Annotated in this window: 15 protein-coding genes; 9 read left to right on the top strand and 6 right to left on the bottom strand. The window is 64.1% G+C overall.

Translation table 11 applies throughout. From position 1 onward, the window contains the following. The first annotated feature begins 18 nt into the window (after window positions 1-18). The 6 genes from AC1D09_RS06550 to AC1D09_RS06575 all read left to right on the top strand — a co-directional run bounded on the left by AC1D09_RS06550 (window position 19) and on the right by AC1D09_RS06575 (window position 4,444). Window positions 19-1,302 carry a hypothetical protein gene (locus AC1D09_RS06550; protein ID WP_477663403.1) on the top strand — a complete coding sequence of 428 codons (1,284 nt, stop codon included), beginning with the start codon at window positions 19-21 and terminating at the stop codon, window positions 1,300-1,302. A gap of 154 nt (window positions 1,303-1,456) precedes the next feature. Continuing rightward, window positions 1,457-2,563, top strand: a complete 1,107-nt coding sequence (locus AC1D09_RS06555; RefSeq protein WP_477663404.1) for a hypothetical protein — start codon at window positions 1,457-1,459, stop codon at window positions 2,561-2,563. A gap of 258 nt (window positions 2,564-2,821) precedes the next feature. Beyond that, complete coding sequence (locus AC1D09_RS06560; protein WP_477663405.1) at window positions 2,822-3,208, top strand: hypothetical protein; 387 nt, start codon at window positions 2,822-2,824, stop codon at window positions 3,206-3,208. Continuing rightward, complete coding sequence (locus AC1D09_RS06565) at window positions 3,205-3,519, top strand: hypothetical protein (RefSeq protein WP_477663406.1); 315 nt, start codon at window positions 3,205-3,207, stop codon at window positions 3,517-3,519. Before AC1D09_RS06560 ends, AC1D09_RS06565 begins: the two co-directional genes overlap by 4 nt. Beyond that, the gene (locus AC1D09_RS06570; RefSeq protein WP_477663407.1) at window positions 3,516-3,929 is read left to right on the top strand and encodes a hypothetical protein; all 414 of its coding nucleotides are present in this window, start codon (window positions 3,516-3,518) and stop codon (window positions 3,927-3,929) included. The genes AC1D09_RS06565 and AC1D09_RS06570 overlap by 4 nt, the downstream gene beginning before the upstream one ends. Continuing rightward, complete coding sequence (locus tag AC1D09_RS06575; RefSeq protein WP_477663408.1) at window positions 3,926-4,444, top strand: hypothetical protein; 519 nt, start codon at window positions 3,926-3,928, stop codon at window positions 4,442-4,444. Before AC1D09_RS06570 ends, AC1D09_RS06575 begins: the two co-directional genes overlap by 4 nt. A gap of 79 nt (window positions 4,445-4,523) precedes the next feature. On the opposite strand, the gene AC1D09_RS06580 is transcribed toward AC1D09_RS06575, so the two are convergent. The 3 genes from AC1D09_RS06580 to AC1D09_RS06590 form a co-directional block, all read right to left on the bottom strand. After that, a complete protein-coding gene (locus AC1D09_RS06580; protein WP_477663409.1) occupies window positions 4,524-4,694 on the bottom strand; it encodes a hypothetical protein in 171 nt (56 codons plus the stop codon). Window positions 4,695-4,736: 42 nt separating this feature from the next. Then, entirely contained in the window at window positions 4,737-5,033 is a 297-nt protein-coding gene (locus tag AC1D09_RS06585) for a hypothetical protein (RefSeq protein ID WP_477663410.1), read from the bottom strand. A gap of 236 nt (window positions 5,034-5,269) precedes the next feature. Continuing rightward, window positions 5,270-6,757, bottom strand: coding sequence for a CYTH and CHAD domain-containing protein (locus AC1D09_RS06590; protein WP_477663411.1), 1,488 nt, complete (start codon window positions 6,755-6,757; stop codon window positions 5,270-5,272). 193 nt (window positions 6,758-6,950) lie between these two features. Here AC1D09_RS06590 and AC1D09_RS06595 point away from each other — a divergent pair, with 193 nt between their 5' ends. The 3 genes from AC1D09_RS06595 to AC1D09_RS06605 are packed head-to-tail and all read left to right on the top strand — an operon-like array spanning window position 6,951 to window position 9,975. Then, window positions 6,951-7,631, top strand: a complete 681-nt coding sequence (locus AC1D09_RS06595; protein WP_477663412.1) for a methyltransferase — start codon at window positions 6,951-6,953, stop codon at window positions 7,629-7,631. A gap of 9 nt (window positions 7,632-7,640) precedes the next feature. Then, on the top strand, window positions 7,641-9,329 hold the full coding sequence (locus AC1D09_RS06600) for a transporter substrate-binding domain-containing protein (protein ID WP_477663413.1): 1,689 nt from the start codon (window positions 7,641-7,643) through the stop codon (window positions 9,327-9,329). After that, complete coding sequence (locus tag AC1D09_RS06605) at window positions 9,322-9,975, top strand: ABC transporter permease subunit (protein WP_477663414.1); 654 nt, start codon at window positions 9,322-9,324, stop codon at window positions 9,973-9,975. Before AC1D09_RS06600 ends, AC1D09_RS06605 begins: the two co-directional genes overlap by 8 nt. A 23-nt stretch (window positions 9,976-9,998) precedes the next feature. Here the strand turns inward: AC1D09_RS06605 and AC1D09_RS06610 are convergent, their stop codons facing one another. The 3 genes from AC1D09_RS06610 to AC1D09_RS06620 all read right to left on the bottom strand — a co-directional run bounded on the left by AC1D09_RS06610 (window position 9,999) and on the right by AC1D09_RS06620 (window position 12,544). Further along, window positions 9,999-10,430 carry a DsrE family protein gene (locus tag AC1D09_RS06610; RefSeq protein WP_477663415.1) on the bottom strand — a complete coding sequence of 144 codons (432 nt, stop codon included), beginning with the start codon at window positions 10,428-10,430 and terminating at the stop codon, window positions 9,999-10,001. A 109-nt stretch (window positions 10,431-10,539) separates the two neighbouring features. Next, window positions 10,540-12,114 (bottom strand): tripartite tricarboxylate transporter permease, encoded by a 1,575-nt coding sequence (locus tag AC1D09_RS06615; RefSeq protein ID WP_477663416.1) that lies wholly within the window; start codon window positions 12,112-12,114, stop codon window positions 10,540-10,542. Between the two features lies 1 nt (window position 12,115). Then, window positions 12,116-12,544: a tripartite tricarboxylate transporter TctB family protein gene (locus AC1D09_RS06620; protein WP_477663417.1), complete on the bottom strand. Its 429-nt coding sequence runs from the start codon at window positions 12,542-12,544 to the stop codon at window positions 12,116-12,118. Window positions 12,545-12,638: the final 94 nt, after the last annotated feature.

Here is a 12,638-nt window from a genome sequence, read left to right on the forward strand (position 1 = left end):
TTACTAGGAGAAAGTTAGATGAAACGTATCAGTACAGCCACGCGGGTGATAGATAAATTCGGAGCCGGCAAAGACGGTTTCACAAATGGCTCGGTCATTGGAGGGGTGCCGGCAACAGACCTTGAGGATGATTGGTTTGATGGCGTCCAGGAAGAGCTGGCGACGTTTATCGAGGCGGCTGGCATCGCGCTTGACGGTGCCGACCGGTCGCAATTGTTGAAGGCGCTGCAGCGCCGAACATTCCGCATCGCAGTTGCTGCCGGCACGGCAGATGCCATTACGGCCGACTACAACCCGGACATTTTGGCTCTGACCAATGGCATGCAAGTATGGTTGCGTGCCGCAGCGGCAAACGCCACCGCCACCCCGACGCTCGCTGTCGACGCGATCGCCGCGCTGCCAATCGTGAAGGGTAGCAATTCTTCGCTCGTGGCTGGCGATATTGCAGGGGCAGGGCATTGGCTTTGCCTGACGTACGATTCGACGCTTAACAAGTGGGTGCTGCTGAATCCTGCGAACGGCATTGCTGCGCCTGTGAGCGTTACCAAGCGGCAGACGATTCTTTCGGGCGTGGCCGCTCCCATCGTCGCCGGCGCGGGATTGACATGCAACCTTGTTGCCACAGCGACGCCGTGCCGCCTGGCCATCGCGCGCGGCTATGGTCCCAATGGTGCCGTTGATACCGTCGCTACCGTGAGCGCGGACACTGCTGGCTTTTTTGCCGCCTTGACAAATAACGCAGTTAACTATTTCTTTGGCGACCAGGCGACGCCTACGACGCCGAACTTCACGGGCGTTGTTTCAACGCTGCCTTACATCGCGCAGGAATCGAGCGTAGCGGCCTCCATCGTCAATGGGCAACACACATATTTCACCGACACGGGGCAAATGTATGTCGGCAATGGAGCAGCGGCGGTTGCTACTGGTCGCACTGCCATGGGCCATGCCGTGACGGCTGCCGGCGTGGTGACGTCTGTTGTCAACTATCGAAAATTGCGGCGATTCAACTCGGGATTGTTTGCAATCGCAGTTTCGCAGGCGTATTCGCCCGCTCATGATCTTGGCGTGCAGCCGGACCAGGTGCAGCTCTTCATCAAGGCGCCAGCCAGGGAAGAGCAGCCGTCATACGGCCTGGTATTCACCGCTGCTTATAACGGCGTCGTTATCAACCTGATCAATTCTTTGATCATTGGTATACGAACCCAGCCTGGCGTATCCACCCTCGAGTCGGCCCCAAGCGCCGACGGTATCTCTGGGCCTGCTGCGACCCAGGCGCGTGTGGTCGCCGGCACCAGCTGGTAATCGTCCCCTGCGCCTCTCTTTCCCTCTGCTGGTGGTTTAGGTAACATGCGGAATGCATACGAGTTACCAGCAAGCGAAGGGGCGGCGCGCCGCTCTTCTGTGGGGCCTTGGCTCCCTCTTTCTCGCAAGTTGTTCAAACAAGGAAGGTAACGCTATGCATGTCCCAACAATCGCAGCGCTAAAGGCGCTGATCGGCGCCGGTCACGTCGACGTCCTTGGCTATTACGCGCCTGGGGATGGTGGCGGTGGTCAGTTCTATTTTGATGCCGCAAGCTCGGCGGCAGATGACACTGGAATGGTCATCGCTCCGAGCAGCGGCACCGGGCGCTGGCTGCGAATGCGGACTAATAGCGCTGTTTCCGTTGATTGGTTTGCCGCGCCAGGCGGAGACTACACCGCGGCTTTCATCTATGCATCGGCATATCAAAACGTGGTCTGCTCTCAGAAGTCGTACCTGATGAATGCGGCGATTACCTTGAAAGAGGGCCAGGTCTGGAACTTGAACGGCGCTGTGATCTACCACACCGATGACACCAAGCCGATGTTCACGGCCACTGGCTTGAGCACTGGCGGGTTGATAGGTCCCGGCACTCTCAAGGGCACGCTCACCACCAGCGCGGGCCCGTGGAATGGTGAAAAGGGCGTCGTTCTGAATGGCTGCAACGGCTACCGCGCCCATGCGCTCGATACCCGCCTGTTCATGGGGCAGGGCTTTCACATCATTCCCGGCACCTTTGCGGGCTTCAAGGCTGATCAAAATCGCATCACGGATTGCGGCGCTTTTGAATGCCAGAGTGGCCTGCAGATCGACAACGGGTCAGGCGCTGAATATAACGGCATCATGGGCTTCAATGCTGTTGGCAACATCACGGGCACCCAGATCGGCGCCGGCAACAATGTCTTTACCGGTGGCAACATTGTCCAGAACCGCGACGGTGTGGTGCTGTTGGGTGGCGGGAACAATGGCCACGGCATGTTTACTGGCACGAACATCAACCACAACGGGCGTTACAACATCTTTGCGGATGACGTGGGCTACGGCTATACCTTCACCGGCTGCCACATCTACGGCGACAGCCCTACTCAGGGCTTGATCAAGCTGCAGAACGGCACGACAGATATTCTGATTCACGGCGGCGTGGTTGATGCAAGGATAGAAAACGACTCCGGCACAAACCGCGTGGTCAACAACAAGACCTATGCGCAGTTCGCTGTGGCCGGCTCGAATGCGGCCGGTTTGCTCCAGTCTGGCAATTTCTAAGGGCTGCAAGTACACTCGGGGCATGAAGATTCTCATTGCCCCGTTTGGCCTGTTTATCGTTGCCATAGCCACATTCGTGCTGCTGTCAGGCGACCCTGAGCCCGGGTGCATATGGAGCGGCAAGCCGAGCGCCATTGCCTGGATGGCCTGCAAGTAGTTCGACGCCGCTTCTCTCACACACAGCCCGCTTTATGCGGGCTTTTTTTATGCCTCTACCCAGCGGCATGCTTCTTTACTTTCAAATTCTAGGAGGGCTGGATGCCTGACCCACTCTCATCCGGCGCGGCCACGCTGATCGCGGCCGGGGCCGCCGTGCCCGTGCTCACAATTTACGGCGTGTCGACCGGCCTGCGCGTCGACATACTGCTGGCCGGCTTCGTCGGTTCACTGGCGGCCATCGCGCTGCTGAACACCGTGCCGTCGACCGGCGACACCTGGCGTGAACTGCTGCGCACGACGTTCCGTCGCGTCGGTGTTGCCCTGGGCAGTGCAGCCGTGGCGGGCTATCTTTCGCCGGCGTTCATGCCGGTGGAAATCAGCTTGGGTAGTTTGCTGGCTTGCTCCTTTGTCGTCGGCGCCGGCGCGCAAAAGTTCCTCAACGCCGCCATAGACAAATGGCTTAACCGCGGGGAGGCTAAAAAATGATATACGCCGAAGTCTTCGGGCTCATTCCCTCCTGGCTGCTAGGTGCGCTGCACTGGGTTTGCGGCCTGCTGGTGCTTGCAGAGGCGCTTAACAAGCTGGAGCGCACCGCCGCATTTGTGCGTGGCCTCGGCTGGCGCCTGCGCACGGCCACCTGGCTCAAGGTCATCGCCTGGATGTTCCTGGCTATGGGCGCCGCCGGCGCCCTGGTGACGCCGCTGCTGCACCTTGAGCGGCCGTCCCTGCAGGACGTTTGTGTCCTGCTGGGTTTCGCAATTCTCATCATTCGCTCACGCGTGAAGGAAACACCATGATCACCCTGAATCAATACGTCGGTCCGCACCGGGCCTCTGCCGACTGGACGCCTGCGCGCGAACAGAACGCCACCAAGCTGCTGGCGGCATGTGCTGCCCTCGAAGTCGAGATGGTCGACGCCGGCGTCGAGTTCCCGGACAACCCTGCAACCGGTAGCGGTGTCAGTGGCCAGACGATGGGCGGCTTTCGGCCGCAGAGCTGCACCCAGGGCGCGCCCAACAGCAGCCACAAGGAGGGCCAGGCTGTCGACCGCTACGACCCCAAGGGCGAGATTGATGCCTGGCTTATGGCCAATCAGGACCGACTGGTTTTCCATGGTCTCTACATCGAGCACCCGAGCGCGACGGTGCACTGGTCGCACTGGACCACACGGGCGCCAGGCTCTGGCAATCGGGTGTTTTACCCATGAGCTTCGCTGCCCAGTTGGTCATCGGCCTGGTGCTGGTGGTATTGGGCTTCGGCGGTGGCGTGAAGTATCACGCCGGCGTCGACGCGCAGCGCGAGCTGGCCGCCAAGGCGCTGCAGGAAAGTGACCGCATCCAGCAGCGCAAATTCGGCGACCAGGCTGCTGGCCAGCACGCCGGCAAGCTGGTCAAACTTTCAAACCAATTAGGGGATGCCCGTGAACAAATCGCTTCTTTATCTGGCCGTGAGTGCCTTGCTGCTGATACTGTCGGCGTGCTCAACCGTATCGACGGCGACGGAGCCGCTGCCGGCAAACCTTCGGGTGCGGCCGGAGCCACTGCCGGCGCTGGAGATGAGCGGTACGCGACCGACAAAGACGTCGCCCGCTTCATTGCAGCCTGCAGGGCCCAGTACGGCGCCGTGAGCGACCAGGTAAACAAGATCTTGGATATTGAAGACAGCCGGCACCCGCCGGCGACGTCGACTGTGCAAACGCCTGCACGGCCGCCGCCTGAGTAGATCAACCGCAGTTGTCTCCGGTGCAGCGTGGTGTGCACCTTAGCCCGTCGACCTCACGGTCGGCGGGCTTTTTTTTTGTTTAGCGAAACTGCGCGTTGCGAACGCAGACGCGTTCGGTTTTACCGTTGACCGCCTGGTCGGTGCATTCGCCCCGTGAGGTTGCGATATAGAGAAGACCGATCCCTGCGCAGATGATCATGATGGCGCCGCTGGCGCGCATTAACCATTTGGATGTGTGGCTTGGTTTCATGTGCTGGATTGTGACATTGGCGGCCTCCGCTGGCTAGTTGACTTAACTGCTGACAGGCATATGCGGGCGTATCCTGGCCAGGGCGCTCTGCAGCTCGGCGTTTTGTTCGGGCGTCAGCGGCACGCACCACCAGATTTGCACCTTGGGATCAAAGCCTTCCCAGCCGGCAATCTTGATGCCCATGTCGACCAGCTTGATGTTTGCGCCCTCTAGGTGGTTCTTCTCTTCGCCCGTCACCACGTCGTACAGCTTGGCCCAGTGGGTGGGCTGGCCCAGCGGATGCCGTGTGTAGGTGACGCGGTAAATGGCAGCGGTCGCCTTGATGGCCTCCGCGCTCATTTTTTCGCCCTTGCGGCGCATGCGATAAACGGTGCAAAACACTGGAAAAGCATACAGTATTTTGCGGCGTAGGTTTTGGCGTAGGTTTTCGTGCAGACGTCTGCACTGTCGAGGGGTGGCGAGTTCTACCATTGAACTACACCCGCGTTTGGGTGGCTGCTGACGAACCACTTAAGCGCTGGAGCCGCGCCGTGGGCGGGCTCGCGGCGATTTTACACCCCGGTTTTGGCGTTCATTCAAGCGCGCCAGTACGGCTCAGGCAACCCCGGCAACTCAAGCTCAGGCTGCTCCCGCTCCCGCAGCGCCCCCTGCAGGCTGTGCTGCAGCTTGCCGGGCTGCTCCATGCCGGCGCACAGGGTTTCGATATGCGCCCGCGCCGTCACGCGGTCGTTGTGCAGGCCAAAAACAGTTTGCGCTTTCTTGAGCCAGTCCAGCCAGGCTTCGGTGGCTTGCGGTTCGTAGCGGGCGGCGATGAACTCGGTGAGGTAGCGCAGCTTTTTGGCGGTGATGCGCAGGCGGTGCAGGCGCGTGGGGCTTAGCTGTTCCAGCCTGGGCAGGGCCTGCCGCAGCCTGTGGGCGAGTTTTGCCAGCCGTGCCGTGAGCGCGTCAAAGGGCACGGGCTCGCCGTCGCCGTCCGGCTGCGCGAGGCAGCGGCCCAGCTGCAGCAACAGGCGCTGGGTCTCGCGTTCTTCCAGGGCGGCCTGGGCCTGCAGGTGCGCCGTGGCCTGCTGCAGGGCGGCGGCCTCCTGCAGCTTCTGGCGCAGGGCGGCATCGTGCAGGCTGTCCGCCAGCGCTGGCCAGGTTTCTTCCATAAAGACATCCCAGTCGCGCGCCGCGCCCAGGCGCTGGCCCAGGGCGCGCAGGCTGTCTTGCAGGGGCGCCAGGGTTTCCTGCCGCCATTGGGCTGCATCGGCCAGCGGGCCGCAGGCCACCCGCAGCCGCCGCACCGCGACGCGCAGCTGGTGCAAGTATTCGCTGTCGTAGTGCCCGCCTTGGGGCTGGGCGATAAAGCCGGCTTCATTGGCCTGCCAGTGGGCCAGGGCGGCTTCCAGCGCCGCGCGCGCGGCGGCGCGTGCGTCCCTGCCCGGCGGCTCAGCCATTGCGGCCGCCTTGGCGGGCGGCGCCGGCGGCCGGCCCTGGGCCAGGCGGTCGCCGCGCTCGGCCTTGCTGCGGCTGTCCAGCACCAGCGGGTGGCGTTCCACCAGCAGCAGGGCCAGCGCGAAGAGTTCGTCCACCGGCCCGTCCAGCAGTTCCAGCTCCAGCTCGCACAGCGGCTCGCGGCGTTCCCGGGCCAGGATCTCGCCCTGGTCGATGGCGACTTCAATCACGCCGCCAGCGGGGCCGGTGACTCGGCGAATCTCGCGCTTGAAGCGGGTCTGGAACTGCGGCTGCAACCGGTCCTTGAGGGGCTCCAGCACGGGCGCAAAAGCCGTGCCCGCCAGCGGCCCCCATTCGAGCGCCGGGCCGGCGACCGCGAACTCGATTTCCTCGCGCTGGTGCAGGCCGGCGCGGCTGCTGCCGCCGCCCTTGGCGGTCTGCAACCAGTGCCTGCCGTCGCTGCGCAGGCGCAGGCCTATGCCGGCGCTGGCCAGCGCGCGCTGCGGCGTGTCAAAGTAGATATTGTCCAGCTGCTTGTGCGTGGCGTGGGTGCCTGCCCACAGCGGGTCGGCGCGCAGCGCGGCCAGCGCCTCAGGGGGCAGCCTGAGCTTGAGTTCGATTTCCATGGTGCTTGGTTTGTGCGGTGATGCCTCGCGGCGCGGCAAACCATGGTACTGCGCGCCTGCCTGCCTGGCGAGGCGGCGGCCGGCCCGGATGTAGTCACAAAGGTGTATCCATAGGTTACTATCGCTCGAGCCGTGCCTCCAGCCGGCCGCATCACTTGCGATGCCCGCGGTTTTGGGATTCAAGAAGGCTCATTTGAACGACCATAACTTATTCAGTCCTAGCGAGTACACCGCCGCCTTGCTGCTTTACCTGCGCAAGAACCCGGCGCGCGTGCTGTCGTCCCGGGCGCTGGAGATGGGGCCGGGCAGCGGCGTGGTGATGGCGACGCTGCTGGCGCTGGGGGCGCAAAGCGCGGTCGGCATTGAACTCGAAGCCCTTGCTGTGCGGGCGGCGCAGGGGCTGCTGGACCAGGAAGGCCTGCGGGCCAGGGCCAGCCTGGTCCAGGGCGATATGTGGTCGGCCTGCGGGGACGACTGTTATGACCTGGTGGTCACCAACCTGCCGCAGTTCGCGGCCGAGCACATCGAAGGCGACGGCCGCCTGCCGAGCTGGAGCGCGGGCGGCATAGACGGCCGCCGCAGTGTGGACCCGTTTTTGCAGGGCCTGGGCCGCCACCTGGCGCCCGGCGGCCTGGCCGTGATGACGCACAACGTGTTTCTCGATTTCAGCAAGACCGAGGCCATGGCCGATGCGCTGGGCTTGCGGGCCCGTATTGCCTATTGCGCTTCGGCGCCTTTGCCCGCGCACAAGCTCGCCTGCCTGAGCCCTCAGGTGCGGGCGCGTTTTGAAGGGCGGGGCATTCACAGGGTCGGCGACTACTGGTTTGTCGACTTCGACCTGGTTGAACTAAGCTGGAAGCATGATGAGGCATAAGGAAGCTTGATGGCGATCTGCAGCGTGGATCAAGGCAGCCCCGCCCTGCAAGCCGGGGTGCTGCTGCGCCGCTCGATGGTCCTGGCCCTGGCGCTGCTGCTGAGTTTTGGCGCCGCCGGCCAGGACAGCCGGCCGCCGCAATCACCGCCGGCACAGGCCGCCGCATCAAAAGCCAAAAAATGCGACGACGCGGTGGACGTGCTCGCGCGCGTGCTGTGCAGCAAAACCCTGAGGGTGGGTGTGCGCACCGGCTACCCGCCGTTCGCGTTTGAGGATGCGACCGGCGCGCTGCAGGGGTTTGAAATCGACCTGGCGCACCAGCTGGCGGGCTCGCTCGGTGTGGAGCCCGTGCTGGTGGTGGTCACGCCGGCGAATCGCCTGGCCTTGCTCGGTGAGGGCCGGGTTGACCTGGTCATCGCCACCATGGGCCACACCTTGCAGCGGGACCGCGAAGCGCTGTTTGTGCGGCCGCACTATTACCAGTCGCAAACCATTGTGCTGGGCCGCAAGGAGCTGCAAATCGGCGGCCTGGTCAAGCTGCGCGGCAACACCGTCTGCGTGACGGTGGGCAACAGCACCAATGCCGAGTTGTCGGTCAACGGCGCGCGCCTCAAGCTGTTTGACAAAGCCTCCAGCCTGGTTGACGAGCTGCGCCTGGGCGGCTGCTCGCTGGTCGCGCAGGACGACAGTTTTTTTGCGTCCTACCTGCAGCAGCCCGCATTTGCCGCGGCCTATGACAGCAAGTTCGGTTTCGCGCCGCTGCCCTGGGGCGTGGCCGTGGCGCGTGACGGCGGCGAACGCCTGGCCGACGTGCTGGCGCTGTCGATGCAGCAGCTGCACATCTCGGGCGCCTTGCAGGCCCTGGCCCAGAAACACGGTGTGGACTCGGCCTTCCTGGCGCAGCAGCGCAAGCTCTGGTCCAGCAGCACCTGCGCGCAGATCAGCGCCCTGAACGACCCGGCCTGCGTGAAAGCGCCGCTGGATAACCAGCTGCCGCCCACCTCCTTCGCAAGCAGGGTCGACCAGCTCGAGCACTTTATCTACCAGGCCACCGGCACGCGGGTCACCCTGGCCATGTTCAAGACCTGGGTGGCGCTGGACCTCCTGCTGGAAGGTGTGTGGTTTTCCCTGCTGCTGGTGGTGGGCTCCGTCTTCGCGACCTGGGCTTTCGCGCTGGCCTTCGGCGCGGGCCTGACTTCGCACACGCCCTGGCTACGCTGGTCCATGCGCTGCGTGCTGTGGCCCATGCAATCCACGCCGCTGATCCTGCTCATGATCCTGGCCGGTGCGGTGGTCGGCGCCATGGGCGCGACCTCGCCGCTGGTGGCGCTGGCCGCGGCCGTGCTGGTGCTGGGCCTGTTCAACGGCAGCAATGCCGGGCAGGCCGTCGCCGAGGCCATGCTCACCTTGCGCGAGGAGCGCGCGCCGGCCCAGCCCGCGCTGAGCGCCGCGGTCTACCGGGCCAGGGCGCAGATGGTGGCCTTTGTCGTGAACGCCACCCGGGGCAGCCCGGCCGCGTCGGTGATGGGTGTGCCCGAGCTGCTGGCCGCGCTGACCGACGTCGCCTCGTTCTCGAGCGAGCGCATCACCACCTACACCTTTTTGCTGGTCTTCTACATGCTGCTGGTCGCCGTGGTGCACCGCCTGGCCGACATCTGGCAGTCGCGCCTGGCCCTGAGCGGGGGCGCCTATGCTTGAGCTGCTCCCGCACTTCTTGCCGGAGTTCCTGCGCGGCCTGCTGGTGAACTTCCAGATCGCGATCTGCGCCTTGCTGGGCGGCATGCTGCTGGGCGCGCCGCTGGCGGCCGCGCGTTTTCACAACGGCCTGGCCGCCACGCCGGCCGCCTGGCTGGTCGCGCTGCTGAGGACCGTGCCCACTTTTGTGGTGATGTTCTTCCTGGTCAATGTGGTGCCGGACTTTCACATCGGCCAGCGGCAGCTCGCCATGACGCCCTGGCTGGCGGTGGTGCTTTCACTGACGCTGTATGCGGCGGCCTATGTGTCCGACCACGCGGTCGAGGCCATGCGCCAGCTGCGCAGCGGCTCGCCGGTCGCGGCCATGCTGTTTGTGATGGGCCTGGTGCGCGCCTTTTTTGTCATGGTGCTGTCCTCGGGCTTCGGTGCCGCGGTGGGTGTGGTCGAGGCCACCACCGTCACGCTGCGCGCCATCGAAACCCTGCCCAAGGCCGGCGACAGGCTGCTGCTGATCGCCCTGGTCATTGTCATCTTCACCGTGTGCTTTCAGCTGATCTACCACCTGATCAACCACTGGCGCGGCAAGCTCAACCAGCGCTTTCACCGGCCCGTCCAGGCGGCGCGGCTGGAAGGGGCTGAGCAGCCCTGAGGCTTGTGTGCGGGCCGTAGGCCTTAAGGCCGCAGGTAAGCCCAGCCTTCGTGCTGCTTCTTCATGATCTCCGTGACACCGGCGGGCACGTAGCTGATGCCGGCCAGCATGTCGTCCTTGCCGAGCTTCTGGGTGCGCATGGTGTTCTCGCAGGCGCTGATCTTGACGCCGGCCTTGGCGGCATCGGCGATGCGCGAGCCGGTGGGCGACTCGAGCTTGAGCATGCCTATGCCGGGGCCGTAGGCGACGATCTCGATCTCGACATTGGCCGCGCCCACGTCGTCCTGCAGGTTTTTGGCGTTGTTGAGCGCCAGGTTCCATTTGGCCGGGTCGTTGTCGCTGACCTGGATCACGATGCCCTGGCGTTTGGCGCCTGCGGACTGGGCGAGGGCGAGCGGCAGGAAGAGGGCGAGGGCCGCCGTGGCGCCGGCCTGGACGAAGAGTCTGCGGTTCATGTTCTAAGGTCTCCTCAAAGAGAGGCTTATTTCAACACAACGGCCGCATGAAACAAGCCCCCGGAACCGCCGCAAGGGCAGTTTCGGGGGCTTGTTGTTGGGGTGGGCCTTATTCGCCGGAAGCCAGCGACCCGGAGGTGGCAGCCGCCGCGACAGGCGTGGGGGCCTGTTCGCCCTGCTTTTCCGAGTGGATGTGGTGGTCGGGCGACTTGATCAGCTTGCGGATAAACACCACCGTCTGCCACACGACCAGGATGCCGATGACGCTCAGCAGGGTGCCGCTGATGGGGCGGTTCACGAAGACGTTGAAGCTGCCGCGGCTCAGCAGCATGGCGCGGCGGAAGTTCTCCTCCAGCATGGGGCCCAGGATAAAGCCCAGCAGCAGCGGCGCGGCCTCCATGTCCAGGCGCAGGAAGAGGTAGCCGATGAAGCCGAACACGGCGGTGGTGTAGATGTCGTCCAGGCTGTTGTTGATGCTGTAAGTGCCTATGCAGCAGAAGAACAGGATGGCCGGGAACAGCACGGTGTAGGGGATCTTGAAGACCGACAGCCAGTAGCGCACCAGGGGCACGTTGAGGACCAGCAGGAAGCAGTTGCCTATCCACATGCTGGCCACCAGGCCCCAGAACAGGTCGGGGTGGGTGGCGATCATGTTGGGGCCGGGCTGTATGCCCTTGACCACAAAGGCCGCCATCATCAGCGCCATGACGGCGTTTTCGGGAATGCCGATGGCCATCAGCGGGATGAAGCTGGTGCGCGCGGCGGCCTCGTCGGCGGCGGCCTGGCCGGCCACGCCTTCGATGCAGCCGGTGCCGATTTCGTGCTTGTACTTGCTGAGCTTCTTGTCGGCGGCATAGGCGGCGAACTGGGCGATGGTGGGGCCGCCGCCGGGCAGTATGCCCAGGATGGAGCCGATCACGCTGCCGCGCAGCGCGCTGGGGATGATGCGCTTGAACTCGGGCCAGGTGGGCATGAGCTTGATCTTGCCGTTAAAGGGCGTGAGCACGTTTTTGTTGTCGAGGTTTTTCACGACCTCGGCAATGCCGAAGCAGCCCAGCGCGATGCTGATCAGGCCTATGCCGTCCATCAGGAAGGGCAGGTTCATGGTGTAGCGCGCCACGCCGCTGTTGACGTCGGTGCCGACCATGCCCAGCAGCACGCCGACCATGGCCATGGCCAGGCCGTTGAGCAGGCTGCCGCTGCTGACAAAACTCACGCAGAAGAAACCCAGCAGCATCAGCGCGCAGTAGTCGGCCGGCCCGAACAGGAAACCGACCTCGCCCAGCGCGGGCGCCATGGTCGACAGCACCACGATGGCGACCGTGCCGCCAATGAAGCTGGAGACGCCGGCGGTGAACAGCGCCAGGCCGGTCTTGCCTTTAAGCGTCATCTGGTAGCCGTCTATGCAGGCCACGATGCTGCTGGCATGCGGGATCTTCATGGTGATGGCGCTCACGCTGTCGCCGTATTGCGCGCCGTAGTAAATGCCGGCCAGCATGATGAGGGCGCCGCCGGTGGGGATGGAGTAGGTCAGCGGCAGCAGCAGGCTGATGGTGGACAGGGGGCCCAGGCCGGGCAGCAGCCCGATCAGCGTGCCCACCGTGCAGCCCAGGGCGCAATACAGCAGGTTTTGCAGCGTCAGCGCGTGTTCGAAACCGAACGAGAGGTTGTGAAGGACTTCCATATCAGTACAGCGGCAGGCTCAGGCCGAGAAATTGTTTGAAGGCAAAGGCCACGGCGACCAGGCCGATGGAGATCTTGACGTTGCGCACCAGCGAATACGAGGTGCCGGCCAGCGTGGAGCAGAACACCAGGAAGACGATGCCCAGGATCATGTTGACGAACTGGGAGATCACCGAGAAGCCGACCAGGCTCACCAGGATGATGGCGATGTTCTTGACGCTGTAGTCCAGCGGCACGGGGTCGACAAAGTGCGAGCGCACCACGGTGAGCACGCCGATGACGAACAGGAAGGAGCTCACCAGCAGCGGAAACAGGCCGGGCCCGGAGCGGCTCAGCTCGCCCAGCGTGTAGTTGAAGGACACCCCGCCAAAGACCAGGGCGATGGCCATGAGGCACAGGCCCCGTACGAAATTGCGGTTGTTGAAGTTCATCGTGGGGCGCTCCATGGCTGGGCCGCGAAGGGCCTTGTCGCAAACGGGGGGTGTGTCATCCGTGTCTCCTTGGGGTGATGTCCCGGCCCCGGGC

This window comes from Polaromonas sp. P1_A2, assembly GCF_056406895.1.

Coding starts and splice junctions, on each gene's coding strand:
- AC1D09_RS06620 (WP_477663417.1), bottom strand. CDS start 12,544: ATGAACTTCAACAACCGCAATTTCGTACGGGGCCTGTGCCTCATGGCC.
- AC1D09_RS06610 (WP_477663415.1), bottom strand. CDS start 10,430: ATGAACCGCAGACTCTTCGTCCAGGCCGGCGCCACGGCGGCCCTCGCC.
- AC1D09_RS06600 (WP_477663413.1), top strand. CDS start 7,641: ATGGCGATCTGCAGCGTGGATCAAGGCAGCCCCGCCCTGCAAGCCGGG.
- AC1D09_RS06555 (WP_477663404.1), top strand. CDS start 1,457: ATGCATGTCCCAACAATCGCAGCGCTAAAGGCGCTGATCGGCGCCGGT.
- AC1D09_RS06590 (WP_477663411.1), bottom strand. CDS start 6,757: ATGGAAATCGAACTCAAGCTCAGGCTGCCCCCTGAGGCGCTGGCCGCG.
- AC1D09_RS06615 (WP_477663416.1), bottom strand. CDS start 12,114: ATGGAAGTCCTTCACAACCTCTCGTTCGGTTTCGAACACGCGCTGACG.
- AC1D09_RS06550 (WP_477663403.1), top strand. CDS start 19: ATGAAACGTATCAGTACAGCCACGCGGGTGATAGATAAATTCGGAGCC.
- AC1D09_RS06585 (WP_477663410.1), bottom strand. CDS start 5,033: ATGAGCGCGGAGGCCATCAAGGCGACCGCTGCCATTTACCGCGTCACC.
- AC1D09_RS06560 (WP_477663405.1), top strand. CDS start 2,822: ATGCCTGACCCACTCTCATCCGGCGCGGCCACGCTGATCGCGGCCGGG.
- AC1D09_RS06580 (WP_477663409.1), bottom strand. CDS start 4,694: ATGAAACCAAGCCACACATCCAAATGGTTAATGCGCGCCAGCGGCGCC.
- AC1D09_RS06565 (WP_477663406.1), top strand. CDS start 3,205: ATGATATACGCCGAAGTCTTCGGGCTCATTCCCTCCTGGCTGCTAGGT.
- AC1D09_RS06570 (WP_477663407.1), top strand. CDS start 3,516: ATGATCACCCTGAATCAATACGTCGGTCCGCACCGGGCCTCTGCCGAC.
- AC1D09_RS06605 (WP_477663414.1), top strand. CDS start 9,322: ATGCTTGAGCTGCTCCCGCACTTCTTGCCGGAGTTCCTGCGCGGCCTG.
- AC1D09_RS06575 (WP_477663408.1), top strand. CDS start 3,926: ATGAGCTTCGCTGCCCAGTTGGTCATCGGCCTGGTGCTGGTGGTATTG.